Origin of the sequence: Pontibacter aquaedesilientis (assembly GCF_014773225.1) — a bacterium.
Classification (GTDB): Bacteria; Bacteroidota; Bacteroidia; order Cytophagales; family Hymenobacteraceae; genus Pontibacter; species Pontibacter aquaedesilientis.
The window spans coordinates 147,329-170,317 of record NZ_JACXAJ010000007.1; the positions used below are offsets into that span (position 1 = coordinate 147,329).

21 protein-coding genes are annotated in these 22,989 nt (G+C 50.9%); 10 read left to right on the forward strand and 11 right to left on the reverse strand.

Translation table 11 applies throughout. The annotated features are described in order from the left end of the window. Positions 1 to 89 precede the first annotated feature (89 nt). Complete coding sequence (locus tag H9Q13_RS14180; RefSeq protein WP_191184458.1) at positions 90 to 950, forward strand: hypothetical protein; 861 nt, start codon at positions 90 to 92, stop codon at positions 948 to 950. A 108-nt stretch (positions 951 to 1,058) separates the two neighbouring features. After that, entirely contained in the window at positions 1,059 to 1,925 is an 867-nt protein-coding gene (locus H9Q13_RS14185; protein ID WP_191184459.1) for an SDR family oxidoreductase, read from the forward strand. Positions 1,926 to 2,092: 167 nt separating this feature from the next. Here H9Q13_RS14185 and H9Q13_RS14190 read toward each other — a convergent pair whose 3' ends face one another. Continuing rightward, the gene (locus H9Q13_RS14190; RefSeq protein ID WP_191184460.1) at positions 2,093 to 3,532 is read right to left on the reverse strand and encodes a hypothetical protein; all 1,440 of its coding nucleotides are present in this window, start codon (positions 3,530 to 3,532) and stop codon (positions 2,093 to 2,095) included. Between H9Q13_RS14190 and H9Q13_RS14195 the strand changes: the two genes are divergently transcribed. Beyond that, positions 3,525 to 3,839, forward strand: a complete 315-nt coding sequence (locus H9Q13_RS14195) for a hypothetical protein (RefSeq protein ID WP_191184461.1) — start codon at positions 3,525 to 3,527, stop codon at positions 3,837 to 3,839. The two genes, H9Q13_RS14190 and H9Q13_RS14195, sit on opposite strands and share 8 nt — an antisense overlap. A gap of 479 nt (positions 3,840 to 4,318) precedes the next feature. Then, positions 4,319 to 4,510, forward strand: a complete 192-nt coding sequence (locus H9Q13_RS14200) for a cold-shock protein (protein WP_191184462.1) — start codon at positions 4,319 to 4,321, stop codon at positions 4,508 to 4,510. Positions 4,511 to 4,600: 90 nt separating this feature from the next. Here H9Q13_RS14200 and H9Q13_RS14205 read toward each other — a convergent pair whose 3' ends face one another. From H9Q13_RS14205 to ricT, 3 genes are all read right to left on the reverse strand, one after another. Next, the gene (locus H9Q13_RS14205; protein ID WP_191184463.1) at positions 4,601 to 5,692 is read right to left on the reverse strand and encodes an endonuclease/exonuclease/phosphatase family protein; all 1,092 of its coding nucleotides are present in this window, start codon (positions 5,690 to 5,692) and stop codon (positions 4,601 to 4,603) included. A gap of 203 nt (positions 5,693 to 5,895) precedes the next feature. After that, positions 5,896 to 6,372 (reverse strand): gliding motility lipoprotein GldH, encoded by a 477-nt coding sequence (locus H9Q13_RS14210; RefSeq protein ID WP_191184464.1) that lies wholly within the window; start codon positions 6,370 to 6,372, stop codon positions 5,896 to 5,898. Further along, positions 6,365 to 7,840 (reverse strand): regulatory iron-sulfur-containing complex subunit RicT, encoded by a 1,476-nt coding sequence (gene ricT / locus H9Q13_RS14215; RefSeq protein WP_224744295.1) that lies wholly within the window; start codon positions 7,838 to 7,840, stop codon positions 6,365 to 6,367. Before ricT ends, H9Q13_RS14210 begins: the two co-directional genes overlap by 8 nt. 360 nt (positions 7,841 to 8,200) lie before the next feature. Here ricT and H9Q13_RS14220 point away from each other — a divergent pair, with 360 nt between their 5' ends. After that, positions 8,201 to 9,622, forward strand: coding sequence for a lipopolysaccharide biosynthesis protein (locus tag H9Q13_RS14220; RefSeq protein WP_191184466.1), 1,422 nt, complete (start codon positions 8,201 to 8,203; stop codon positions 9,620 to 9,622). Between the two features lie 61 nt (positions 9,623 to 9,683). On the opposite strand, the gene H9Q13_RS14225 is transcribed toward H9Q13_RS14220, so the two are convergent. After that, entirely contained in the window at positions 9,684 to 10,847 is a 1,164-nt protein-coding gene (locus tag H9Q13_RS14225) for a zinc-dependent alcohol dehydrogenase (protein WP_191184467.1), read from the reverse strand. 156 nt (positions 10,848 to 11,003) lie between these two features. On the opposite strand from H9Q13_RS14225, the gene H9Q13_RS14230 reads away from it, so the two are divergent. Both H9Q13_RS14230 and H9Q13_RS14235 read left to right on the forward strand, forming a co-directional pair. Further along, on the forward strand, positions 11,004 to 11,876 hold the full coding sequence (locus H9Q13_RS14230) for a GNAT family N-acetyltransferase (protein WP_191184468.1): 873 nt from the start codon (positions 11,004 to 11,006) through the stop codon (positions 11,874 to 11,876). A 116-nt stretch (positions 11,877 to 11,992) separates the two neighbouring features. Then, positions 11,993 to 12,322, forward strand: a complete 330-nt coding sequence (locus tag H9Q13_RS14235) for a DMT family transporter (RefSeq protein ID WP_191184469.1) — start codon at positions 11,993 to 11,995, stop codon at positions 12,320 to 12,322. Here the strand turns inward: H9Q13_RS14235 and H9Q13_RS14240 are convergent. The 5 genes from H9Q13_RS14240 to rsfS form a co-directional block, all read right to left on the reverse strand. Continuing rightward, positions 12,319 to 13,182: a hypothetical protein gene (locus H9Q13_RS14240; RefSeq protein WP_224744296.1), complete on the reverse strand. Its 864-nt coding sequence runs from the start codon at positions 13,180 to 13,182 to the stop codon at positions 12,319 to 12,321. The two genes, H9Q13_RS14235 and H9Q13_RS14240, sit on opposite strands and share 4 nt — an antisense overlap. Further along, a complete protein-coding gene (locus H9Q13_RS14245; RefSeq protein WP_191184470.1) occupies positions 13,145 to 13,915 on the reverse strand; it encodes a UDP-2,3-diacylglucosamine diphosphatase in 771 nt (256 codons plus the stop codon). Before H9Q13_RS14245 ends, H9Q13_RS14240 begins: the two co-directional genes overlap by 38 nt. After that, a complete protein-coding gene (locus H9Q13_RS14250) occupies positions 13,899 to 14,519 on the reverse strand; it encodes a LutC/YkgG family protein (protein ID WP_224744297.1) in 621 nt (206 codons plus the stop codon). The genes H9Q13_RS14245 and H9Q13_RS14250 overlap by 17 nt, the downstream gene beginning before the upstream one ends. 41 nt (positions 14,520 to 14,560) lie before the next feature. Further along, positions 14,561 to 16,690: an ATP-dependent zinc metalloprotease FtsH gene (gene ftsH, locus H9Q13_RS14255; RefSeq protein WP_191184472.1), complete on the reverse strand. Its 2,130-nt coding sequence runs from the start codon at positions 16,688 to 16,690 to the stop codon at positions 14,561 to 14,563. Positions 16,691 to 16,758: 68 nt separating this feature from the next. After that, positions 16,759 to 17,133, reverse strand: a complete 375-nt coding sequence (rsfS, locus tag H9Q13_RS14260) for a ribosome silencing factor (RefSeq protein ID WP_191184473.1) — start codon at positions 17,131 to 17,133, stop codon at positions 16,759 to 16,761. Between the two features lie 49 nt (positions 17,134 to 17,182). Here rsfS and H9Q13_RS14265 point away from each other — a divergent pair, with 49 nt between their 5' ends. After that, positions 17,183 to 17,932 carry a biotin--[acetyl-CoA-carboxylase] ligase gene (locus H9Q13_RS14265; RefSeq protein WP_191184474.1) on the forward strand — a complete coding sequence of 250 codons (750 nt, stop codon included), beginning with the start codon at positions 17,183 to 17,185 and terminating at the stop codon, positions 17,930 to 17,932. On the opposite strand, the gene H9Q13_RS14270 is transcribed toward H9Q13_RS14265, so the two are convergent. Then, complete coding sequence (locus H9Q13_RS14270; RefSeq protein WP_191184475.1) at positions 17,925 to 18,521, reverse strand: YceI family protein; 597 nt, start codon at positions 18,519 to 18,521, stop codon at positions 17,925 to 17,927. The two genes, H9Q13_RS14265 and H9Q13_RS14270, sit on opposite strands and share 8 nt — an antisense overlap. An 804-nt stretch (positions 18,522 to 19,325) precedes the next feature. Between H9Q13_RS14270 and H9Q13_RS14275 the strand changes: the two genes are divergently transcribed. Both H9Q13_RS14275 and H9Q13_RS14280 read left to right on the forward strand, forming a co-directional pair. Continuing rightward, on the forward strand, positions 19,326 to 19,838 hold the full coding sequence (locus H9Q13_RS14275; RefSeq protein ID WP_224744298.1) for a T9SS type A sorting domain-containing protein: 513 nt from the start codon (positions 19,326 to 19,328) through the stop codon (positions 19,836 to 19,838). 128 nt (positions 19,839 to 19,966) lie between these two features. Then, on the forward strand, positions 19,967 to 22,921 hold the full coding sequence (locus H9Q13_RS14280) for a glycosyltransferase family 117 protein (RefSeq protein ID WP_191184477.1): 2,955 nt from the start codon (positions 19,967 to 19,969) through the stop codon (positions 22,919 to 22,921). Positions 22,922 to 22,989 lie beyond the last annotated feature (68 nt).

Genomic DNA, 22,989 nt, shown 5'->3' on the forward strand with positions numbered 1-22,989 from the left:
TTCGTGCAACAGAAAATCAACAATTTAGACATTTGACAATTTAACCTTGAAACCATTAACGAACAACGACCAACGAATAACGAAACAACATGCTCATCAAACTGTTCACCCTGTATGTATACCTGCAAACGGCCTTCTGCGGCTGCGCATCTGACATGCGCAATGGCGACTTTGTAAGGATGCGCAAGGACTACAAGGTGAAGGTGCAGCGCATTGGCCGCCTCGATAGCCGCATCATGGAAAGCTCTGGCCTGGCTCACGCCACCGACAGCACTTACTGGACGCATCCGGACAGCAATTTGCCAGCAGCGCTATACCTGTTCAATCTGAAAGGAGCGCTTTTGCAAACGGTGCCTTTGCCATTGCCCAACCGCGACTGGGAGGACCTGGCCCAGGATCAGGAAGGCAACCTGTATATCGGAGATTTCGGAAACAACGCCAATGCACGCCGGGACCTGCGGGTATTTAAATTATCATCCGAGACGATGGCCTTGCAGGACACCATGCACTTTGGTTTCGCAGACCAAACCGAATTTCCTCCACTCGACAGCAATGACCGTCACTACGACCTGGAAGCATTTTTTCACCGATCCGACAGCCTTTACCTTTTTACAAAAAGCCGAGCCCGCCAGGGGATAACCCGGCGCTATACCTTGCCTGCCCAAAATGGGCGCTATACCTTGCTGCCGCAGGAGGAAATTCGGGTGAAGTCAGCGATCACGGCGGCCGATGGAGCGCCCAATGGACGGGAGTTCGCCCTGCTGGGCTATGGGCGCCTATACCTGTTTCAGCCGGAGCAGGAGAGGGTCTCCTTCGCTGGCAAGCGCTACTGCCTGCCGCTGGGACGCACCGGGCAGGCGGAGGCGTTGCTATACCTGTCTGCCACACAGCTGCTCATTACCAACGAAAAGGGCAAGCTATACCTGGTCAGCTTCGAACCCCGGAACTAGCCGCTATATCTGCCTTTAACCTATTCGCCAGCTTTTCAGTTATAGTAAGAAATTACTGTTTTTGGACGCAGCAACGTATAGCTAACAAACCCCTTAACCTACAGAACTATGCAAGAGACGATACTGGTAACTGGTGCCACGGGCACGGTCGGACATGAAATAGTGAAGCAACTCGCCATGCAGGATGTGAATGTTCGGGCAGGTGTGCACTCCATTATTAAAGGGGAAAATCTGAAGCGGTTGCCCGATGTGGATATTGTAGAGATAGACTTCAAAAAACCGGAGTCGCTGCATGCGGCCTTCACCCACATCGATCGGCTAATGCTCATCACGCCTTTGTCGGAGGGCCAACTCGAAATGGCAAAGAACCTGGTCGATGAAGCGAAAAAGCAGCAGGTAAAGCACATCGTTAAATTATCAGCCTTGGGTGCCGGTGCTTCGCCAGGTATAAAACTCGGACAATGGCACCGCGAAATCGAGCGCTACATAGAAGAAAGTGGGATACCTTATACCTTTCTGCGGTCGGCTAGCTTTATGCAGAATCTGGTAAATTATCATACAGAGAGCATCATCAGCGAAGGAAAATTTTACATGCCGGTCGGTGAGGGCAAGGTAAGTTACATAGACACACGTGACATTGCGGCTGTTGCCATTGAGGCACTTACTACAGATGGGCATGCAGGGAGAATCTACGACCTGACTGGGCCCGAGGCGATTTCACATAGCGAGATGGCCGCACACTTAAGTGAACAAACAGGCAAGGAGATACAGTTCGTGGATATACCCGAAGAAAAGGCCCGGCAGGCTATGCGCTCGCAGCACATGCCCGAGCAGATCGTGGATGCCATGCTAGAACTGTACGTCGCGCACAAGTCTGGCAAGTCATCATCGGTCACCAACACCGTGCAAGAGGTAACAGGACGACCTCCGCATACCTTTCAACAGTTTGCCAAGGATTATCACGAGTGCTTCTGAGAATCTAAAGCTTTGATTTATTGGATGATTGGAAACGAACACTTTTAAACATTGAAAAGGGGCCAACTGATTCTCCTTGATCCCTAAATTGGCGTACCGGCAGGTATAAAAAGAGCGCCTCCCCTGAATCAGGAGAGGCGCTCTTGCATTAATGCGTTTTATGCTGGTTAGTCGATGTCACGATAACGGTTGCTGCGTCTTGACTCGTAGCGGTTGCTATCATCATCATCGTACTGCGAACGGCCTCGCTGCGAGTAATCCTGGTTGCCCATTCCACTGCGATAGTTCTCGCGAGATGAAGAGCCCTGGTTATCGCTGTAGTAAGAAGTGCCGCTGTCCATAGAGCCGTATCGGCTTTGGTCACCACCACGGCCACCCTGGCCATAACCACCTTCTCTGTAGCCACTCTGACCATAGCCACCGTCGCCCATACCGCTTACGCGAGAGCTACCTTGGCCACCGCTGCTCATAGAACCATACCCTCTTTCGGAGCCTGATCCACTATGAGAGCCGCCGTAGCCTCTTTGTGAAGAGCCATAGCCACTTTGCGAACCATGTCCTTCGTCGTAACGGCTGCTGCTTCTGTCTCTGTCGCGAGAAGAGCGATACTCGTCGTTATAGGAACCGCCACGGGAACCGTAGCCGCCCTGTGAGCCATACCCACCCTGCATAGAACGCTGTGAGTCATAACCTCTGGATGAGCCATAGTCATCTCTGTCGTACTCGCTCATGCCTCTGGAAGAACCGTAGCCCATAGAGCCATAACGGTCGCGGTCGCCGTAGCCACCACCCTGCATACCTGATGATCTGGACGAACCATAGCTGCCCTGTGAAGAGGAGCCGTAGCCGCTGCTGTCGCCGTAGCCGCGCTGCATGCCGCTGCCACTTTGTGAGCCGTAGCTACCTTGTGAAGAGGAACCATAACCGCCTTGTCCGCCACGCTGGCCATAATCGCCCTGTCCATAGCTTTGCTGGTAACCGCCCTGGCTGCCATAGCCGCCTTGCGACGAGCCTTGCTGGCCACTGCTTCTGTAGCCACTGCCTTGGTCATAACCACCACGGCCGCTATCGTAGCTGCCGTAGCCGCCTTGTCCGGAAGCGTTTCCCTGCATGCCGAAACCGCCCTGTGAGCCGCCGTAACTCTGGCCACCTATATTATCACCTTCTCTGTTTTGCATACCGCCCTGCATGCCACCTCTCGAGGCACCGTAGTCCTGATCCTGGTAACGGGTGCGGTTGCCTTCCATGCCACCTTGGTTGCCATAGTTATAGCCACCCTGCGAACCGTAGTCAGACTGAGACGAGCCATAGCTGCCCTGTGAAGAGGAGCCGTAGCCGCTGCTATCGCCGTAACCGCGCTGCATGCTACCACTTTGCTGTGATGAGCCATAGTCGCCCTGATAGCCATAGCCACTCTGGCCACCATAGCCCCCGTGCTGGGAGCCATACCCATAGCCGCCTTGCGAGCCGTAGCCCTGCTGGCTGCCGTAGTCCTGGCCGCCCTGCTGGGATCCGTAGCCGCCCTGCGAGCTGCCATACTGCTGGCCACTCTGCTGGGAGCCACTCACATTGCCATAATTTTGGTCGCTATCCTGCGAAGTGCTCATCGAAGTGCCTGTGCTGCCAGACGGAGATTTGCTTTTGCTTCCTTTCGAAGAGGATGAAGATGATTTAGCTGATTTAGTGTCAGAGGTTTTGCCAGTGGTTTTAGAGCCTGACTTTGCCTTGGCTGACGAAGATAAAGAATCAGAGCCAGAAGTCTTGCTGCCGCTCTTTGAAGATGAGGAGCCTAAAGAAGCAGAGGTGCCGGAGCCCATGCTGCCTTGGCTAGATGAACTCATTTCTGAACCACTCTGGCTCGAAGTACCGGATGATAGACCACTCGACATATTGCCGGATTGGCTGGAGGACTGATTTTTTTCGTTTTCTTTCATAGTTCTGATCTCCTCAGTTTATAGTTATAGAATTAATAGAATGGTAATGCGATGTATTGCGTGCTTGATCCTGGCGTGACTGATGCCACTCGACCAGACTCAAGCGATTGTCGTATTGTCACCTTCAGAATTTAGTAGTTATACCTGTTTTCTTAGTGTAACAGAACGTTTTAGCTATACGAACCTTGTGATAGAGGGTTATTGCAGAAACAGCGCCTGATGGATGGACAGCGAGGTATTTATGGGAGGGGTGAGCAAGCAAAGTGCTGGCGGGCAGGAAAAGTTTTCAGAATGCCCCGGTCACATCGGCCATTGGTGAAACAGGAGAAGCGCATGGGTGATAGCAGCGGTAAAAGGAGGTTATGTTTCTGTCTCAGACAGGGTTAATATTTTTTTGAATTTGGTATTTTATCTGAAGTAATTCTTTACCTTTGCTTCTATTATTATAAATTCATTATCATGCAAACAGGTAAAGTAAAATTCTACAACGTATCTAAAGGCTTTGGCTTCATCATCGCAGACGATACAAACCAAGACATCTTCGTTCACCAGACAGGTCTGATCCACGAGATCCGTGAGAATGACCGTGTTTCTTTCGAATTGAAAGATGGCAAAAAAGGATTGAATGCAATTAACGTAGAGAAAATCTAAGTTAATAAGTGATATAGCCCTTTAGGCAGGGCATTCATCTATTTTGACCCGCTCAGCTTGCTGAGCGGGTTTTTTATTTTGCCCGTTCGGCTATTCTTTCGCTTCCTTTTTCTCGCCGTTTCGTTCCTCACCTTTCTCCACACCCTCTTGAATCAACTCGTTGGCTTCCCGGTGATCTTCCTTGTCGGCCTTGGGCTGGGGTTGTTCCTCCTGATGCTGTGGTTCATAGTTCAGGGTAATCAGAATCGGGAAGTGGTCGGACCCGAATTTAGAGAGTCGGCGCATGTGCACCAGCCTGAAAGAAGGGTCATAGAAAACATGGTCCAGGGGGTAACGAAACAAAGGCACGAAGGCGTTGTAGGTATTGAAAAAACCACGGCCCACCCGGGGGTCCAGTAACCCGCTTATCTGCTTAAACAGCTTGGTCGTACTAGACCACGCCACATCGTTGAGGTCGCCAGCCACTACCGACGGGTGAGGGGACTTTTTGACAAATTTTGCTGCGATGAGCAACTCGGCTTCTCTGGTCTCCGTGTTTTGGAGCAGGCGCGGAGGCTGGGGGTGTACGGTATACAGATCGAACAGTAAACCCGAAGGAAGCTCCACCACGGTGTAAAAAGAAGGGATGTCGTCCTCTACCATAAACCGGACATCGCTATCATGTAGTTTGAACTTGCTGTACAGGAGCATGCCATAGGTATTCTCAAGCGGCTTCTTAATTGCGTAAGGATACCGTTTGTCCAGTTCGGGTCGCAGGTGCTCATGCCAGGCATGGTTAGGTTCGTTGATGAGCACAATGTCCGGGTCAGTGCGAAGCACAAGCTGCAGAAACTTCTCATACCTCTTATTGGCCATCCGCACATTGGAGATCATCAGGCTGACAGTATTGGCCGGTGTCTCCACCTCCGTGCGGAGCGCCTCTCTGGGTGCTAGTGGCGTGAAGAAATAGACATAGCGCATCTCGTTGAGTATAGCCAACGCCCATATAACTAACATCCCAATTTCCAGAAAGCCTGACGCACCATACAGCACCAGGTAGGCCGCCAAAGTCGCTGTCAGAAAGATAGCGATGTGGAACCTGGGGAAATCAAGGATTCTAATCCACCACAGCGGCGATTTTATTAGTGGCAGGAAGGAAAAAAGCGTCAGGACAAATCCTGCTATCTGAAGGGCGAGTTTCATACAACTATCAAGGTATAACTTTATATCAGCAAGATATACAGCATACCTGCACGGGCTGTTTTTTGTTGTAAAGGGTGCACTTAATCTTGGTTAGTTGTTAAACGATCTCCTAAAAGTAGAGCGTGCAAGTAATTTTCTCAAAAAAAGAGTCCCGGGCTAAGGTATAGCCCGGGACTCTCTCTGAAAATGTGAAGCTGTTATCGTTAGTCAGCACTTTCCTCCACCCGAATGCCGATTGCTTTGACATTGGGAAGCGGGTCGCGCCGCATGTACTGCGTCAGCTTGAGGCTGTAGGTACCAGTCTGCGGAAACGCTATACCCTTCAAGGCGAGCATCTGCAAATCATAGGTGTCGCTGGAGCCTTTGCCAGCAGGTTTTCCGGTTTTAGAGTCCATCAGGTGCAGCTCGTGCAGGGCAGAGGAGAGCTCGGCGCTGTCCGGGGCAGTCAACTGGTGACGGACATACAGGTTGTAATAGTCATAGGCCAGTGAGTAGCGCACGTTGAAGTACACATTATACTGTTTCGTCGTGTCCTTGATCTCAAACTGGAAAACAGGCGCATTGTCTACGGTCCAGTTACTATCCGGAATCTCGGTGTTCTGCTCATACACCCTGGCAGGGTCGCAGGCGCTCAGCATAAGCAGAAGCGCTGCGGCCAGATAAGCTATCGTTTTATGCATCGGTACGCGGTGGTTTAGGCTGGTTTGGCTTTGGCCCTCGGTTTGGTCTGCGCGATTTCTGCCTTCTAGGCTGTTGCGAAGAACCTTCGGCCTGTGGCTGTCCGGATGGCTTGGCTACGTCTGCGCGTGGAGGTCTGTTGGTCTCTCCTTCGCGGGCAGGCCTCTCTTCACGGGGCGGCCTTGCATCCCGGTTCTCACGGCCTTCTCTGTTGCCTCTGTTGCGTGGTGGGCGCTGCTTTTTAGGGCGCTGACCCTGTTCGGCAGGCTGTTGTGCCTCACCAGTTCCCGAGGTTGTTCTTTGCTGTGGCTGGGCGTCGTTTCTTGGTTCACGCGAGCCTCTGTTCTCGCGTGGCCCGCGGCCTTCCCGATGCTCCCTTGGCTCCCGAGGACCTCGTTGGTCCTTAGGTTCCCGGCCCTCGCGTGGCTCCCGGCCCGGCGCGTTTTGCCTGGACTCAGTACCTTCAGCACCTGGCTTTTTCTTCTTTTTTTTCTTTTTCTTATTCTTGAATTTGTCGTCAAGACGCTCCAGACTGCCTTCTACCTGTGCCACAAACTCGTTCTGTTTCGGCTCGTTTACGGGTTCTTCCACCAGCATGTCGGGCACCAGGCCCTGGCTGTTCATCTTCAGGATTTCCTGCACGCGCTCCACCGGAACCGGGTACCAGTTGTTGTCGCCTCTGTAGCCGAACCACATCATCTTCTTGAAGATGTCCGTTTTCTGCAACATGGCGTCGCCCTGTTTGGTCTGCAATGGACGTGACACGGTAGGTATATCCTTGAGTGCCTCCATGTAAGTTTCCAGTTCGTAGTTGAGGCAGCATTTGAGGCGCCCGCACTGGCCTGACAGTTTACTTGGGTTGAGCGACAGGTTTTGGTAGCGGGCAGCCGTGGTAGACACACTTTTGAAATCGGTGAGCCAGGTAGAGCAGCACAGTTCCCGTCCGCAGGAGCCTATACCTCCCAGTCGGCCAGCCTCGTGGCGCAGGCTGATCTGGCGCATCTCAATGCGTACCTTAAACTCCTCGGCCAGCTTTTTGATCAGGTCACGGAAATCAACGCGGTCGTCGGCGGAGTAATAGAACGTCGCTTTAGAGCGGTCTGCCTGGTACTCCACATCCGACAGCTTCATGCGGAGACCGGTTTGCTGAATGATCTCGCGGGAACGGTACATCGTGGCAGCTTCCTGCTCCTGTACCTCGCGCAGCTTCTCCAGATCGCGCTCGTTGGCGATGCGGTAGATGGTGCGGATCTCCTCATTGTTATCTACCTTCTTTTTGAGCATCTGCAAGCGCACGAGTTCGCCCTTTAGCGAAACGGTACCTATGTGATGCCCGTTTGGCACGTCCACCACCACGGGGTCGCCGGTGGTCAGGTCGAGTCTGTTTATGTTGCGGAAGAAGTCTTTGCGCCCTCCCTTGAATCTTATTTCAACGATGTCGAACTCCTCAAACGCGGTTGGTATTTCCATATCGCTGAGCCAGTCGAACACGTTTAAACGGTTGCAGCCTCCGGTGCTACAGCCGCCGTTGCTTTTGCAGCCACCAGGTTTTTCGCTGGTTCCGCATCCGCCACTAGAACATGAACTACATCCCACTATTTATATCTCCTATATAGCCGTGAGGCTTCTTGTTTTCTTATTGTCTGAATTAACAAATATACTAATTTTTTGAGCTTATGCTCAAGTCCCCGGCATTTGTACCCGTGTGGCTATGTGACCGGGTGCATAAATTAGTGCTTTTACGTGAATTATACCTGGCACGGAGCGTGTAATTATCAAAATGACCTCAGGCAGGTATGGCCGTGAATGGAATATACCTAATTTTAGGGGATGCTTCGAAAACTTCTGTCACATGCTGCAATCTATGGGCTAGCTGCCCAGGTGCCCCGTTTGGCAGGCGTACTGGCCCTCCCGCTCATCACCCAATACCTCACGCCCACTGATTATGGCGTTGCCGGGGTGGTCACCGCTTATTTCGCTGCTTTTGTCTTTCTGCATTCCCTGGGTTTCTCGATTGTACTGGGCAACAGCTTTGTGAAATATCCAGCGCGATATCAATGGATTTGGCGCCAGCTCTACGGTTTCCTGACAGGCTGGTCTGTATTCTTTGGACTGCTGGTCATGGGGGTATTCTACTTTGTGGTGCCCGCCGAGGCGCATCATGACCGGTTGGCTATAGCCGTGCTAAATGCGCTGCCGATCCTTTTGTTTTCAACCACCGACCTGGTGAGCGGTATGTACTGCCAACTTGCGCAGCGGCCTTTGCCAATCGCACTGCGCTCTTTCATTGTCGGCACTGCGCACGTTCTCCTGAATATTTATTTCATCGCATACCTGCACCTAGGGTACATGGGCTGGTTTTATTCTGCTTTCATTTCAGCGCTGATTGGGTTTATCTTTAGTTTCTACATCGTTTTTGAGCAAAAGCTTTGGCCTATCCTCAGGTATAAGCGGCAGCGCATTCTGCATACGCTCCGGGTGTCGCTTCCGGTCGTGCCCCATCATTTCGCCAACTTCATGCTCGACACTTCCGACCGGCTGGTGCTGGATACGGTAGGAGTGCCGATCAGAAGAATTGGTTTGTACAATGTGGCCTCCAGTTTCGGGATATATTTTATGTCGGCCAGTTTTGCGGTGGTGCAGGCGGCCACGCCTGTTTACATGAAGCTGTTGGCACAGGAGAAAAGCCCGGAAGCTGCGCTGCAGATGCGCTCCATCACCTATTCGCTGCAGCTGCTTTTCTTTGCCGCTACCTTCCTGGGCAGCCTTTGGATGAAGGAGGTGTTTTCCCTGCTCATCCGAAACGAAGAACTGCAGCAAGCCTACCCTCTGGCGATTATCATCCTGATGGGCTATAACTTCAGGCCGATGTACCTGGCGGTAGGCAATTTGCTGACATACCATGAGCACACGAATAAGCTATGGCGTATTTCCGGCGTGGCAGGTATAGGCAACATTGTGCTGAATTTTATCCTGGTGCCGCTATACGGTTTTGAAATGGCCGCTTATACTACTTTTGCCGCACTGATGTATATGGGCTACTCAGGGTATTTTCTGAAAGCCTACAAAGAGCTGGCGCAGCTGCCGTATTACCCGATGGCATGGCTGTTGGCCACTATGATGCTGTTGCTGCTGGCCTATCAGTTAAGAGAGGTGCATATGTTGGTTAAAGCAGGTATTACATTCCTAACCTTGCTGGCAGGTATAGCGCTTTACATGCAGTACCGGACGAAGGCGAAATGGCAGGTATAAAAAAGCCGTGAGAAATTTATGAAATTTTTCTCACGGCTTTTCTTGGTATTAACCCGACCTGTTATGGTTTTAGCACCACCTTCACGCAGTTGTCTTCTTTCTTGTTGAAGATGTCGTACATCCTGGAGGCATCAGCCAGCGGCACGGTGTGCGTAATGATATCGTCTAGTACCACTTTGTTTTCCTTCACCAGTGAGATGAGGTGGTCGATGTAGCGGTGTACCCAGGCCTGGCCACCACGCATGGTAAGGCCTTTGTCGAACCACTTGTAGAGCGGGAAATTGTTGTAAGGCGAGCCGTAAACGCCAACCACGGTCACGGTGCCGGAGCGCCGTACGGCGTCCATGCATTTCTCAAGTACTTTCATGGAGCCTTTCTCCATCTGCACTACGTTCATGGCTTTTTCGAGCACGGTTCTGTCGGCTTCCATCCCTACGGCGTCCACGCAAACGTCAGCTCCGTAGCCGCCCGTCATATCGCGTATCATAGCCACAGCATCTACCTCAGAGGCATTTATCACTTCAACGTTGGCCGATTTGCGGGCCATTTCCAGGCGGTAAGGCTGAATGTCTATACCGATCACGCGTTTGGCACCCTGCAGCCAGGCCGATTTCATGGCCATGATACCAACCGGTCCACAACCCCACACGGCCACGGTTTCGCCGCCTTTCAGCTGCGCCCAGTCGATGGCTGCCCAACCGGTGGGGAAGATGTCTGTGAGAAAAAGGACTTGTTCATCGGTAAGGTTATCGGGCACTTTGCGAGGACCGTAGTCGGCGTAAGGTACGCGCACGTACTCGGCCTGTCCGCCATTGTAACCACCGTAGATATCTGTGTAGCCAAACAAAGCGGCACCGGCACCCTTCGCCATAACAATCTCGCCTTCAGGGCCATAGTGGTCAGGGTTTGAGTTTTCGCAATGGGTAGGCAGCTGCATGTTACAGAAATGGCAGGTGCCACAAGATATCGGAAAAGGCACTACCACACGATCGCCTTTTTTCAGGTTCTTTACATTGGGTCCTGTTTCCTCTACAATGCCCATGAACTCATGACCCATGACCATGTCTCTCAGTTGGGGCACCATGCCATTGTAGATGTGCAGGTCAGAGCCACAAATAGCCGTGGAGGTAACACGAAGGATACAGTCGCGGGCGTCCTCGATTTTCGGGTCTTCGATCGTCTCCACCTGGATATCCTTCATTTTGTGAAATACTGCTGCTTTCATAGTTTATTTTTTAGGTTGTTTTATGCGCCTGGTAAAGTTTGTACTTTACAGTACTCAAGTTTAACGACAAGCGTCCACGGCGGGTTATTTTATGAAACCTGCCATCCGTTGTTGGTACAAGACGTATAGCTGTGATTGCCACTGAACATCTGACATATGGAAGCTGCCTATACCTTCTCGTTCCTGAAAGAACAGAATATACCTGATCTCTACGATACCTTTCTGGCTGCATTCGCAGACTATGTGGTGCCCATTAAAATGACGCGGGAGGAATTTGCGATAAAATTCAAGCGGGAAGGTGTGGAGCCGACCTTCTGTGCCGGTGTCTTTCACAATCATAAACTGGTGGGTTTTATCCTGACGGGGCTGGGGGAGTGGCAGGGAAAGCCTACCGCCTACAATGCCGGCACTGGCGTGCTGCCAGCGCACAGGGGAAACCGGCTGACGCAGCGCCTCTATGAGTTTCTGCTTCCCAAACTCAGAGAAAGCGGTATAGAGCAATGCCTGCTGGAGGTGATTGATCAGAACCAGGTAGCCATCAAAGCCTATGAAGCCGTCGGTTTCGAGACAACCCGCACTCTGGACTGCTTCAGAAGCCCCAAGCAAAACTTGCTGCTAACAGGAGAGGAGCCTAAGGACATCACGATCCGGAAAACCATGCGGCCCAACTGGGAAGCTTACGCGGAGTTCTGCGATATCGGCCCTTCCTGGCAAAATACGAAACATGCTTTCCGGAAAAGCCCGGATAAAAAGGTAACGCTGGAAGCATATTTTGAGGAAAACTTGCTGGTAGGGTATGTGGCGTTTTTCCCGAAGACGGGTTCTATTGCCCAGTTGGGCGTGTTGCAAAACTACCGCAACATAGGAGTGGCCACTGCGCTGCTCAGAGAAGTGGTAGGCCAGACGGAAGCACCTGCCTTAATGGCTACCAACATCGATACAACCTGCCGCATAATGCTGGAATTTTTCGAGCGAAGCCATTTCAACCGAATCTTGAGCCAGTATGAAATGCTGTTGCGCCTGTATTGAGGTATAAACTTACTATGCCCGTATATTGCTACCTTTGCGGTACCTTTTGCTTGATGGCCTTCTCTTTGGTGAAAGGCATGATTTTGAGAAAGGCCATTCATGAAACCAATACACTAATGAATACTGCGTGGCTTTACCTGATTTTGGCAGGTATATGTGAAATCGGCTGGGCCTTCGGACTGAAATACAGCGAAGGCTTCACCAAGCCGGTGGTGAGTATCGTGACGGTAATCGTGATGATCCTGAGTTTTGTACTGTTGGCGCAGGCCATGAAAACCCTGCCGCTTGGCACAGCTTATGCGATCTGGACAGGTATAGGAGCGGCCGGTACGGCTGTGTTGGGGATGTTCTTTCTAAACGAACCCAAAGAACTGATGCGGATTGTCTGCCTCATGATGATTGTAGCCGGTGTGGTTGGGCTGAAGTTTTTTGCAGAGAGCAACTAGCGACTTAGCCGGTACACATCGGCACTGTCTTTCTTAAACAGGTATACCATACCGGAACTAACCAGCGCCGAGAGGTATGGCTTATCGGCCGGCAAAGGTATAGCGCGGTCCTGCAGCTTGTAAAGATCAAAGAAATGCAGTTGGTTATCCTTTACGAAGTAGAGCTCGTTACCCTTGAATCCGATATAGGAAAGGCCTGTAAAGGGAAGCTTCTTCTTGTAATTCCCTAGATTATCGAACACGTATATGCCGCTATTGTAATCCAGCAGGTATACCATGTTCTGGTACTCCCGCAGGAAGCGTACATCAAAGCGTGCCTTATCCAGTATCAGGTCCAAGGGTGTTTCCACAATGGGTTTCTGGTAGCGCAAGTCTATCTTACTCAGCGTGAAATCCGACTCATTGAAAAGCCAAAAGCTGTCGTCTGAAGTGAGGGTGGCAGCCCGCACGTTACCCATAAAACCTAAATCTGAGAGGCGCGTGCTGGCGATGGGGCGCATAAAGCGGTCGAGCAGCATGAATTCTTGCCGGTCTTCGTAAAACAGGAAAACTTTCATCGGGTTCCAGGCCTCTATAGCGGTGATTCTACCACGGCTTGGCGGAGAGAAGATATTGACAGGTTTTCCCAGCGAGTCAACCATCAGCAGGTTGCGTTTCTGGTCCAGCAGGTATACGCTACCGTTGCGGTCAACGGAGATGGCGGAAGGGGATGAAATTGCCAAGCTGTGGCTGAATGTGAGCGATAAAGTCGAATCCGGCTGCTGGGCAAAGGCAGGTATAGCCCAAGTCGCCAGCAGTAGGTATAGCATACTCAGGTATAGCCTATTGCTCAAAGTATTCCAGTTTAAGGTCGTTGCCATCGTATACGCCATAAGAGCAAAAATTGACCCACTCTCCCAGGTTCACGTAGCGGCTGCTGTCGTTTATATTCATATCGAGCGGTAGGTGGCGGTGCCCGAACACGTAAAAATCGTGGTGCTGGCTTGCTTCCACTTCTTTGCTGTACTGCACCAGCCATTCATCCTCCCCAAAAAACTTCTCATCGTCTTTTGTGTTGCTGATGCGGCTTCTGCGCGACCACATGTTGGCCAGACCTATACCTGCGTTCGGGTGCAGGCGGGCAAACATCCACTGGCAGACTTTATTATTAAATACCTTTTTCAGCACTTTGTAGGTATGGTCGCCTGGACCAAGGCCATCGCCGTGCCCGATATAAAAGCGTTTAGACCCGAATGTGGTGGAAATAGGTTCGCGAATGATGGGAATGTTGAGTTCCTCCGGGAAATAATCGAACATCCACATGTCGTGGTTCCCCGTGAAAAAAAGCACCGGTATACCTGCGTCAGTCAGCTCGGCCAGTTTGCCCTGCAGCCTGATAAATCCCTTCGGTATCGCATGGCGATACTCGAACCAGAAGTCGAAGATGTCGCCCAGCAGCAGGATAGCCGCCGCGTCGTGCTTCACAGAGTCCAGCCAGCGCACGATCTTTTTCTCACGGGCACGGCTGCTCTCAGCGTCAGGCACGCCCAGGTGAAAATCAGATGCGAAGTAGACTTTTTTGCCAGGGGCTAGCTCGTCAATGCGGAAGGTCATCTATCAGGAAAAGTACTAACTGTTTCGGGCCGTGTGCGCCCATTACCAATGTTTTTTCGATGTCGGCCGTGCGACTCGGGCCACTCACCAGCGATACCATAGAAGGGAAGTTCTCCTTATACTTGTCGCGTACCTTTTGCAGACCGTCTCTGATGTCGGGCACCAACTGGCTGGCTTTGGCCACCACCATGTGGGTTTCCGGGTAAATGCCCAGGCGCCTGCCACCAGCGTTGGCCGAACTCACCAATATGCTGCCGGTGCGGGTGATGAGCGCTTCGCAGGTCGTCAGGCTGGCCTGTGCTTTCTGAACGAAGTCTTCGTCCCCTGCTATAAAATCTATACCTGCATGGTACAGGATCTTCTGCACGTTAGACTCCCATACATACAGGTGCTCTATGTTTTGTTCTCGCTTCAGCGCAAAAAGCTGGTCAAAAAAGTCCTCCTCGTTTTCGCAGTACACGAAAAGCCCACTGTTGGCGATAAAAGCCTTCGCAAACTCTACCGAAAGATCATCGGAAGGTCGCTGATGCAGGGGGGAGGTGAAGTCAGGGGTAGGAGGCAGAAAAGGCGCCGACTTAGCCAGCGCCTCTCTTACTCTTCTCAAAACTATTTCTTTCGATTTTGCTTCGTACATGCCTGGTGTTATCAAGCTGTTTTAGAGTTGATAGAATCGTTCGGATCGGCAGGTGCATCATTTTGCAGCGGCGTGCCTGGCACATGGCCATTCCCGTTCTGCTCCGGATGACTTGTCTTTCCGAGATCAATCGGATGTTGTTCCTTCTCTACCTCGCTCTTGGTCTTGCTGCGGTCAGTGCCTGCTGTATGCGCCTGGTAAGTAGTCAGGGCCTCAAACGGGCGCTTGCCTACCAATCGCTCCAGATCGCTCTGGAACAGAATTTCTTTCTGCAGCAGTTCCTGGGCTACAATCTCAAGCTCGTGGCGCTTGTCAAGTAGCAGATCCTTTGTGCGGATATAAGCTGTCTCAATGATGTTGCGCACTTCGTTGTCGATTGTTTCGGCAGTAGCTTCGGAGTACGGCTTATTAAACGCCATGTCCGTCTGCTTCGAATCGTAGAAGGAGACATTGCCAATCTTTGAGTTCATGCCATACATCGTCACAATGCTGTAAGCCATTTTGGTAATACGCTCCAGGTCACTCAAGGCCCCTGTCGATATCTTGCCAAATACCAGCTCCTCGGCGGCACGTCCACCTAAAGCCATGCACATCTCGTCGATCAACTGCTCTGTGGTATACAGGAACTGCTCTTTTGGGAGGTACTGCGCATAACCCAGTGCGGCAACCCCACGTGGAACAATGCTTACTTTTACCAACGGATCAGCATGCTCCAGGAACCACCCTGCAATCGCATGACCAGCTTCGTGGTAGGCTACTATTTTCTTTTCTTCAGGAGAGATGATCTTATTTTTCTTCTCCAAACCACCGATCACACGGTCGATGGCGTCATTGAAGTCCTGCTGGTCCACTGCCTTCTTGTTGCGGCGGGCGGCGATCAAAGCGGCCTCGTTACAAACGTTAGCGATCTCAGCACCAGCAAAACCAGGTGTTTGGGCCGCCAGCTTACGGGCATCCACGTCAGTAGACAGGGTAAGGGGCTTCAAGTGCACCTCGAAAATCTCGGTACGGCCGTTGATGTCTGGCTTATCAATGCTGATCTGGCGATCGAAACGTCCCGGACGGAGCAAGGCTGAGTCCAGCGTGTCAGGGCGGTTGGTAGCTGCCAGAATAATCACACCAGAATCAGTTGCGAAACCATCCATCTCTACTAACAGGGAGTTCAAGGTATTCTCGCGCTCGTCGTTACCGCCTGGTGTAGCACCACGGCTTCGGTGACGGCCAATTGCGTCAATCTCGTCAATGAAGATAATACAAGGCGCTTTGGCTTTTGCTTGCTTAAACAAGTCACGCACACGGGCAGCGCCCACACCTACAAACATCTCCACAAAGTCAGAACCCGACAAAGAGAAGAAAGGTACATCAGCTTCACCTGCCACTGCTTTGGCCAAAAGGGTTTTACCTGTTCCCGGAGGGCCTACCAGCAAAGCGCCTTTCGGTATCTTGCCACCCAGAATTGTAAACTTGCTTGGGTTTTTCAAAAATTCAACAATCTCCTGAATCTCTTCTTTCGCTTCTTCCAGGCCCGCCACATCTTTAAACGTGATCTTTACCTTGTTCTCGGCGTCAAAAAGGGCAGCCTTAGACTTGCCAATGTTGAAAATCTGGCCGCCTGCCCCGCCTGCTGTTACGCGGCGCATCAGGAACCAGAAACCGAACAGCAACAGGATCAGAAAGCCCCACTGGAAGAAGAAATCGGCAAAGCCGGTGCGGGTGTCAATCGTGTAAGGTACACGTTGCTCGCGCGGGATATTGGCCTGAAGCTTTTCATAATCTTCTTTGAAAGACTCAGCTGTGATGATCGTGAAATGGTATTGCGGGCCTTGGTCCATGGTGAATGTACCACGGTTCGAAAGGTCTTTGCTGTATTTTTCGTTCTGCAGGGCCTCCTCTTTCAGGTATACCTCCACCATCTTGCCGTTCACGATGGTCAGTTTCTGAACATCGTTGCTTAGCAGCATTTCCTCGAACTCCTGTTGCGTCGTCTCAACAGAGGCGTTGCTTTTGTTGAGCCAGGTAAGCCCGAAGATAAGCAGAATGAGCACCGCCAGCATCCACAGCTGCATGGTAGGGCGTGGAGGCGTGGCCGGGATCATCGGCTTTTTCTTTTTATTGTTTCCTTTATTATTTTTTTCTGCCATGAATGTTTTGTCTCAATTACATGAAAAACTGGTAGGAATCCTGATTTGTTCAGGATTCCTTAAATGGATTAGACAGATTCTATATGCTTGATGTTAGCGTCGCCCCAGAGCTCCTCCAACGCATAAAATTCACGTTTATCTTTCAAAAACACGTGTGCCACTACATCTACATAGTCCAGCAAAACCCACTCCTTGTTGGTGCGGCCTTCGCTCTGCCAGGGGTTCTGGCGGGTGGCTTTGTATATTTCTTCTTCGATGGAGGAAGCGATGGCGTCAAGCTGTGTGTCAGATGAGGCGGACGCTATCACGAAGTAATCGGATACGGCGTTTTTGAGTGATTTTAGGTTAAGAACGACAATATCGCTGGCTTTCTTTTCCTGCATGCCTTTTACTACAAGCTCTGCCAATATGTCTGAATTGGCCTCAGCCTTGGTTTCTTTCATTTGTACTACTTAAATTTGATTTACAAAAGTACTAAATTCTGTTTAATGTATGGTGCCTAATACGCTGTTTATGGGTCAGCAACTGTTTTTTCTGCCGGTTTGTGAATCCACCAACTCAGAGGCCCAGCAGCTACTCCTCAAAAATAAAGCCACAGAGGGCTGTGTGGTCCTGACTGACGAACAAACACGGGGCAGGGGGCAGCGTGGTAACTTCTGGGAGGCAGCCCCAGGCAAAAATATTACCCTCTCTGTAATTCTGTCACCCGTCTTTCTGGCTGTCAGGCACCAGTTTTACCTCAATATGGCCGTTTCGCTGGCGGTCCTCGACCTGCTGCGCGAGCAGGGGCTGGAGCAGGCGCAAGTAAAATGGCCCAACGATCTGTACTTTGAAGATAAAAAACTTGGAGGGATTCTGATTGAAAACACAGTTAACAGCCTGTCCATACAACACAGTATCGTGGGGATTGGTTTAAACATTAACCAGCTTCACTTCGGAATCGATACAGCCACTTCGGTGGCCGCCGTGGTAGGTACGCAACTTGACCTGAAAAGATTAGTGGCCAGGCTGATGGAAATGATGGAAAAAAGATACCTGGAGTTGCGCAGTGGCAAGCTGGGTAAACTCCGGCACGAGTACCTGCAGGTGCTTTACCGCTATCAGGAGGCGCATGCATTCAGCGTCGGGAATGAGCGGGTGACAGGTCGAATAGTGGGCGTGGATGAGGACGGTAGGCTGGCTGTTGAGATAAACGGGGAACTGCGGTACTTTGCCTTCAAGGAAATTGCCTACATTATTTAAGGCTGAGCTTTTTGGCGTCGGCGATTTGGGGAACGGCTGACCCGACAGGTTTAAGGGGCATCTGGAGCGATACCTGCATGGTATTGGCCCCGTAACCCGAGCTCAATTGGGGCACCTTAATGTGATGATCCTCCAATTCTACAGCAAAATCGGAAGCCAGTTGCCAGTTGCTGCCAGCGTCCTGGGTGATCAGGCCTGTGATTGTTCTTTTTTTGGAAACACCGTGAATGGTGAGCAGGCCGACTGCCGTTACTTTTGTCTCGCCGTTTGTCCCGGAAGGCTTTTTCTCTATGATCTGCCCGGTGAAGGTGGCTTTTTGAAAGCGGTGGCTCTGCATGTATTTGTCGTTGAAACGTTCGTGCATGAGTGAATTCAAAAACCGGAAAGAGGTGATCGGAACGTCGAAACGGAATTTGCCGGATTCCAGGTCTATGGTGCCCTTGGCTGCTTCTGATGTTCCTTTGATTAGGCTGAGCGGTACCCCAGCTTCAAATACAACCGTACCAATGCCTTTGTAAATCCCTGATTGGGCTGCGCCATCCTGGCAGTTCCAGTACAGGCAGGTTAATAATAGGAGTAGCTTCTTCATACATGCCTCGCCTTCTTCTTTTTTTAAGCTTTCCTTCTATTTAATTTAACTGTTTTGATGTCATATTAGTTGGGTAAACGCGTCAGAAATTGCCTTGACTTATGCTGTGATCGGCTGTCGTTTGCAACGGCATGCCCTAACCTTAAAAAGCGGCTCCATAATTTTTTATAAATGGACTGATTTGTAGAATGCTATTTATGAAGCCTTTTTGGTGTAACGGGGTGCAAATAAGCAAGTTGTATGATTTTTATCTATGGGGCTATAGTTCTATTATATTCTTGCTTTAGTTATACCCCGAAAAGTGTTGTTTGGGCTGTGTATAGCGGCATGGGTGAAGAGATGTGAACCAGGAGAGGAAGAGTAAGAATATTTAGAATTTATAAAATTTTCAACTTAGCGAGTTGTTTTATGTGTAGTGCCGCCCACGGAAGTTTATCCAATAGTTCAATTTTGGTGGCCGGGGCTCTGCGATTTAGTTGAATTTTATTTGGCAACGCTTGCAACCCGGGACGGTATATTAGGGTCCTGTTAAAAAAACAAACCCTGGCAGGCATGGTTCTTGTAATAGCGAAACAGGAAATTAAAGCACACCCATGTAACCGGATTGTCTGATCCAATTTATTGCTGCAAGGCAGATATATTTTTAATTGAACGGTTTCTATTTAATGGCATTTTGCTATATCTTTGACTTCCTGTCAGATGATAGATAGAATTTAAAATTTTGAGGCGCGACATATGAGTACTTTTACCAGATTGATAATAATTGCTGTATTCGTATTTTCTCATTTAGCGGGATATACAGTTATGGCAGACGGCCGCGCAAAGGATGCAGGGGTAGTTCCTCCAAATGCCGGGGGGGCATCTGCCTGGAAAGCAATGCCTGAGAAACGGGCACTAACCATTGTGCAGGCTGAGAATGCTCCAACAAAATCCAGAACAAAAATCTACCGTGAGGCTGCAGGCAAAAGCCTATACCTGACGGAAGTGGCCTATGCCAGTTCGGCTAACTACGTGATCAGCTCTTACCAGGCCTTTATGCCCGCGATCGAAAGCAGAACCAATCCTTCCATCAACGCTTATCCGAATCCTTCCCGTGGCATCACCCGTGTGTCCTTGTCGCAGGTAGGCATGTCTGAGAGCTACAAGTTGAAGATCTCAAACACGATCGGTAAAGTGATGGAAACGCATGAGCTCCCGGTTACGCACTCCAATGTGTTTGTGCTGGATATGACCGGATACCCGGCAGGCGTATACTTCTACAGCCTGCTTGTGAATGACAAAACAGTGGAAACGAAGCGGTTAATCCTGCAACGATAAGGGTGTTCACACTTCAGACAACATGAAAGCCGGCCTTGCAGCCGGCTTTTTTTTGCTTCAGTTTGGCCAAATGTGCATCTGCACCAAAGATATTTAGTATTTTCGAAGCTGAATATTTTCAAATTGCTATGACGGATTATCGGAAGATAAACAACTTGGTGGGCTGGGTCGTGTTTTTGATCGCGACGACAGTTTATGTGCTTACTCTAGAGCCTACAGCCAGCTATTGGGATGCAGGCGAGTTTATTGCGTGTTCTTACAAACTATTGGTGCCACACCCTCCGGGAGCCCCGTTCTACCTGCTGGTAGGCCGCATCTTCTCGATGTTTGCCAGTGACCCGACCCAGGTAGCCTGGTGGGTGAATCTGCTTTCGGCCCTCTCCAGTTCCTTCACGGTGCTGTTCCTGTTCTGGTCCATCACCATCCTTTCGCGCAGATTGTTGGTGAAAGAGGGCGAGGCCCCAACCAATGGCAACCTCGTGCTGATCATGGGAGCCGGTGCAGCTGGCGCGCTTGCCTATACCTTCACGGACTCGGCTTGGTTCTCAGCAGTGGAGGCAGAGGTATACGCTATGTCTTCTTTCTTCACGGCGATCGTGTTCTGGGCCATGCTGCGCTGGGAGTCTAAGGTAGGAGAGTCACTTTCTGATAAGTGGCTGATCCTGATCGCCTATCTGATTGGTCTTTCCATTGGTGCTCACTTGCTCAACCTGGTGGCTATACCTGCCCTGGCATTCATTTACTACTTCAGACTGTACCAGCCGACCTGGAAAGGCGGACTTATCGCTTTCCTGATCAGTGCGGTGATTGTGATGGCTATTCTTTGGGGCATTATACCTGGCTTGCCTTCGCTGGCAGGTAATGTGGAGGTCCTCTTTGTCAATACATTTGGCCTACCATTTGGCTCTGGCATCATCTTCTTTGTGTTCTTGTTAGTAGTCGCTATTTTCTACGGCATACGCTACTCCATTCAGCACAACATCAGAATCCTGAACACGGTCATCCTGTGCTTTATATTTATTCTGATCGGATATTCTTCTTACATGATCATACCGATCCGATCTGCTTACAACCCGACTATCGACGAAAATGATCCCCAGGATATCCTGAGTTTTGTTTCCTACCTGAAGCGTGAGCAGTACGGCGACCGTCCGTTGCTGTACGGTCCGCAGTACAATGCGCAGCCGGTTGCCCAGGAGGAAGGCGCTCCGCGCTACGTTAAAGGGGATGAAAAGTATGTCGTAATGGGTCGTAAGCTAGAGACCATCTACGACAGCAAAGACAAAACCATTTTGCCGCGTGTCTACAGCGATCAGCCGCAGCACCTGCAAGAGTATAAGAAGTGGATTGATCTAAAGGAAGGCCAGGCACCGACATTCGGGCAGAACATGAGCTTCCTGCTGCGCTACCAACTGGGGCATATGTACTGGCGCTATTTCCTCTGGAACTTTGTAGGGCGCGAGAGTGATGTGCAGCAGGCCGGTGTGCTTTGGTTTGGCAAGCCAACCGATGGCGTGCCGGAGCGCGTGGTAACCAGCATGGCTCGCAACTGTTTCTACCTGCTGCCCTTAATTATAGGAATTATCGGTCTGATCTACCAGATCCGGAAGAACGAGCGCGACGCCTTCATCGTGGGCCTGTTGTTCTTCTTCACAGGTATAGCCATTGCCCTATACCTGAACCAGCCGCCAATCGAGCCGCGTGAGCGGGACTATACCTTTGCAGGATCTTTCTACGCCTTCTCTATCTGGATTGGACTGGGTGTGCTGGGTGTGGCGGAGTTGCTCAATAGGGCGCTTCGCAACGTGACTACCAGTGCCGCCATCGCAACAGTTGTTTGCCTTTCTGTGCCGGCTATACTGGCTGCTGAAGGGTGGGACGACCACGATCGCTCAAATCGCTACCACTCCGTGGATTCAGCCAAAAACCTGCTCGACTCTGTAGCACCAAACGGCATCCTGTTCACCAACGGCGACAACGATACCTTCCCGCTCTGGTACGCCCAGGAAGTGGAAGGTTACAGAACGGACGTACGGGTGGCTGTATTAAGCTACCTGAACACCGACTGGTACATCGATCAGATGAAGCGCCAGGCCTATGCTTCTGATCCATGGCCACTAACGTTGGAGAAAGAGAACTACCGCCAAGGCACGAATGATTACCTGCCGTATGTGGAACGAGCGCAGGTCGCAGCAGGTATAGACCTAAAACAATTCGTGGGGCTGGTGCGCCAGAACCATCCGGCTTTGCAGGTGCAGGCAGGCAATGGGTCTACCTTGATGAGCTTCCCTACCAAAAATTTCTTCCTGAACGTGGACAAGGCAAAAGTGCAGCAAGCCGGTTTTGTAGCAAACGATTACAAAGATCAGATCACGGACCGTATGCAGTGGACCATCAACAAGTCTTTGCTCGAGAAGAAGCACATGATCATACTGGATCTGCTGGCCACTAATAATTGGGAGCGCCCGGTTTACTTCTCTACCACCGTGAACAGCGCCGACTTCATGGGCTTGTCAGACTACTTCCAGCTGGAGGGCCTGGCTTACCGTGTGGTTCCTGTTAAGGTCTCCAATGAAGATGAAGCAGGGTTCCTGAACAAAGAGAAGATGTATGAGAACTTGATGAAGAAGTTCAGCTTCCGGAATTTCAACGATCCAGGGGTTTTCTACGATGAGAATTACTTCCGCTTCGCTGCCAATGCGCGTGATAAATTCGGTAAGCTGGCTGCGGCCTATATGCAAAGCGGCGACAATGCCCGTGCCAAGGAAATCGTGGATTACTGTTTTGAAAAGCTGCCGCCGAGCACTGTGCCATACGATTATTACACGCCGCAGTTCATCTCGCTCATGGCCGACCTGGGCGACGAAAAACGCGCCAAAGACCTGCTGGAGTCCATGGCCAAAAGCTCGCGCGAGTCGATAGAATACTACATGGCTAAAGGTCCGTTGTTCGAAATGGAAATCCAGACCAACCTGTTCATCATGCAGCAACTGATAGGCGAGGCGCAGGAAATTGGAGAAGAGGAACGCGCAGGCGAGCTGCAGCAGGTGTTCATGCAATATCTGCAGCGCGCGCGCCGTTAAACAAAATAGCGCATTAAACAGTACAAAAGCCGGACTACCCATTATGTCCGGCTTTTGCATTTTTGTGG

What these genes read in the sequence shown, in the direction of transcription:
- H9Q13_RS14180 (WP_191184458.1), top strand. Translation starts at nt 90, where the DNA reads ATGCTCATCAAACTGTTCACCCTGTATGTATACCTGCAAACGGCCTTC.
- H9Q13_RS14185 (WP_191184459.1), top strand. Translation starts at nt 1,059, where the DNA reads ATGCAAGAGACGATACTGGTAACTGGTGCCACGGGCACGGTCGGACAT.
- H9Q13_RS14190 (WP_191184460.1), bottom strand. Translation starts at nt 3,532, where the DNA reads ATGAGCACTTCGCAGGATAGCGACCAAAATTATGGCAATGTGAGTGGC.
- H9Q13_RS14200 (WP_191184462.1), top strand. Translation starts at nt 4,319, where the DNA reads ATGCAAACAGGTAAAGTAAAATTCTACAACGTATCTAAAGGCTTTGGC.
- H9Q13_RS14205 (WP_191184463.1), bottom strand. Translation starts at nt 5,692, where the DNA reads ATGAAACTCGCCCTTCAGATAGCAGGATTTGTCCTGACGCTTTTTTCC.
- H9Q13_RS14210 (WP_191184464.1), bottom strand. Translation starts at nt 6,372, where the DNA reads ATGCATAAAACGATAGCTTATCTGGCCGCAGCGCTTCTGCTTATGCTG.
- ricT (WP_224744295.1), bottom strand. Translation starts at nt 7,840, where the DNA reads ATGGAAATACCAACCGCGTTTGAGGAGTTCGACATCGTTGAAATAAGA.
- H9Q13_RS14220 (WP_191184466.1), top strand. Translation starts at nt 8,201, where the DNA reads ATGCTTCGAAAACTTCTGTCACATGCTGCAATCTATGGGCTAGCTGCC.
- H9Q13_RS14225 (WP_191184467.1), bottom strand. Translation starts at nt 10,847, where the DNA reads ATGAAAGCAGCAGTATTTCACAAAATGAAGGATATCCAGGTGGAGACG.
- H9Q13_RS14230 (WP_191184468.1), top strand. Translation starts at nt 11,004, where the DNA reads ATGGAAGCTGCCTATACCTTCTCGTTCCTGAAAGAACAGAATATACCT.
- H9Q13_RS14235 (WP_191184469.1), top strand. Translation starts at nt 11,993, where the DNA reads ATGAATACTGCGTGGCTTTACCTGATTTTGGCAGGTATATGTGAAATC.
- H9Q13_RS14240 (WP_224744296.1), bottom strand. Translation starts at nt 13,182, where the DNA reads ATGGCAACGACCTTAAACTGGAATACTTTGAGCAATAGGCTATACCTG.
- H9Q13_RS14245 (WP_191184470.1), bottom strand. Translation starts at nt 13,915, where the DNA reads ATGACCTTCCGCATTGACGAGCTAGCCCCTGGCAAAAAAGTCTACTTC.
- ftsH (WP_191184472.1), bottom strand. Translation starts at nt 16,690, where the DNA reads ATGGCAGAAAAAAATAATAAAGGAAACAATAAAAAGAAAAAGCCGATG.
- rsfS (WP_191184473.1), bottom strand. Translation starts at nt 17,133, where the DNA reads ATGAAAGAAACCAAGGCTGAGGCCAATTCAGACATATTGGCAGAGCTT.
- H9Q13_RS14265 (WP_191184474.1), top strand. Translation starts at nt 17,183, where the DNA reads ATGGTGCCTAATACGCTGTTTATGGGTCAGCAACTGTTTTTTCTGCCG.
- H9Q13_RS14270 (WP_191184475.1), bottom strand. Translation starts at nt 18,521, where the DNA reads ATGAAGAAGCTACTCCTATTATTAACCTGCCTGTACTGGAACTGCCAG.
- H9Q13_RS14275 (WP_224744298.1), top strand. Translation starts at nt 19,326, where the DNA reads ATGGCAGACGGCCGCGCAAAGGATGCAGGGGTAGTTCCTCCAAATGCC.
- H9Q13_RS14280 (WP_191184477.1), top strand. Translation starts at nt 19,967, where the DNA reads ATGACGGATTATCGGAAGATAAACAACTTGGTGGGCTGGGTCGTGTTT.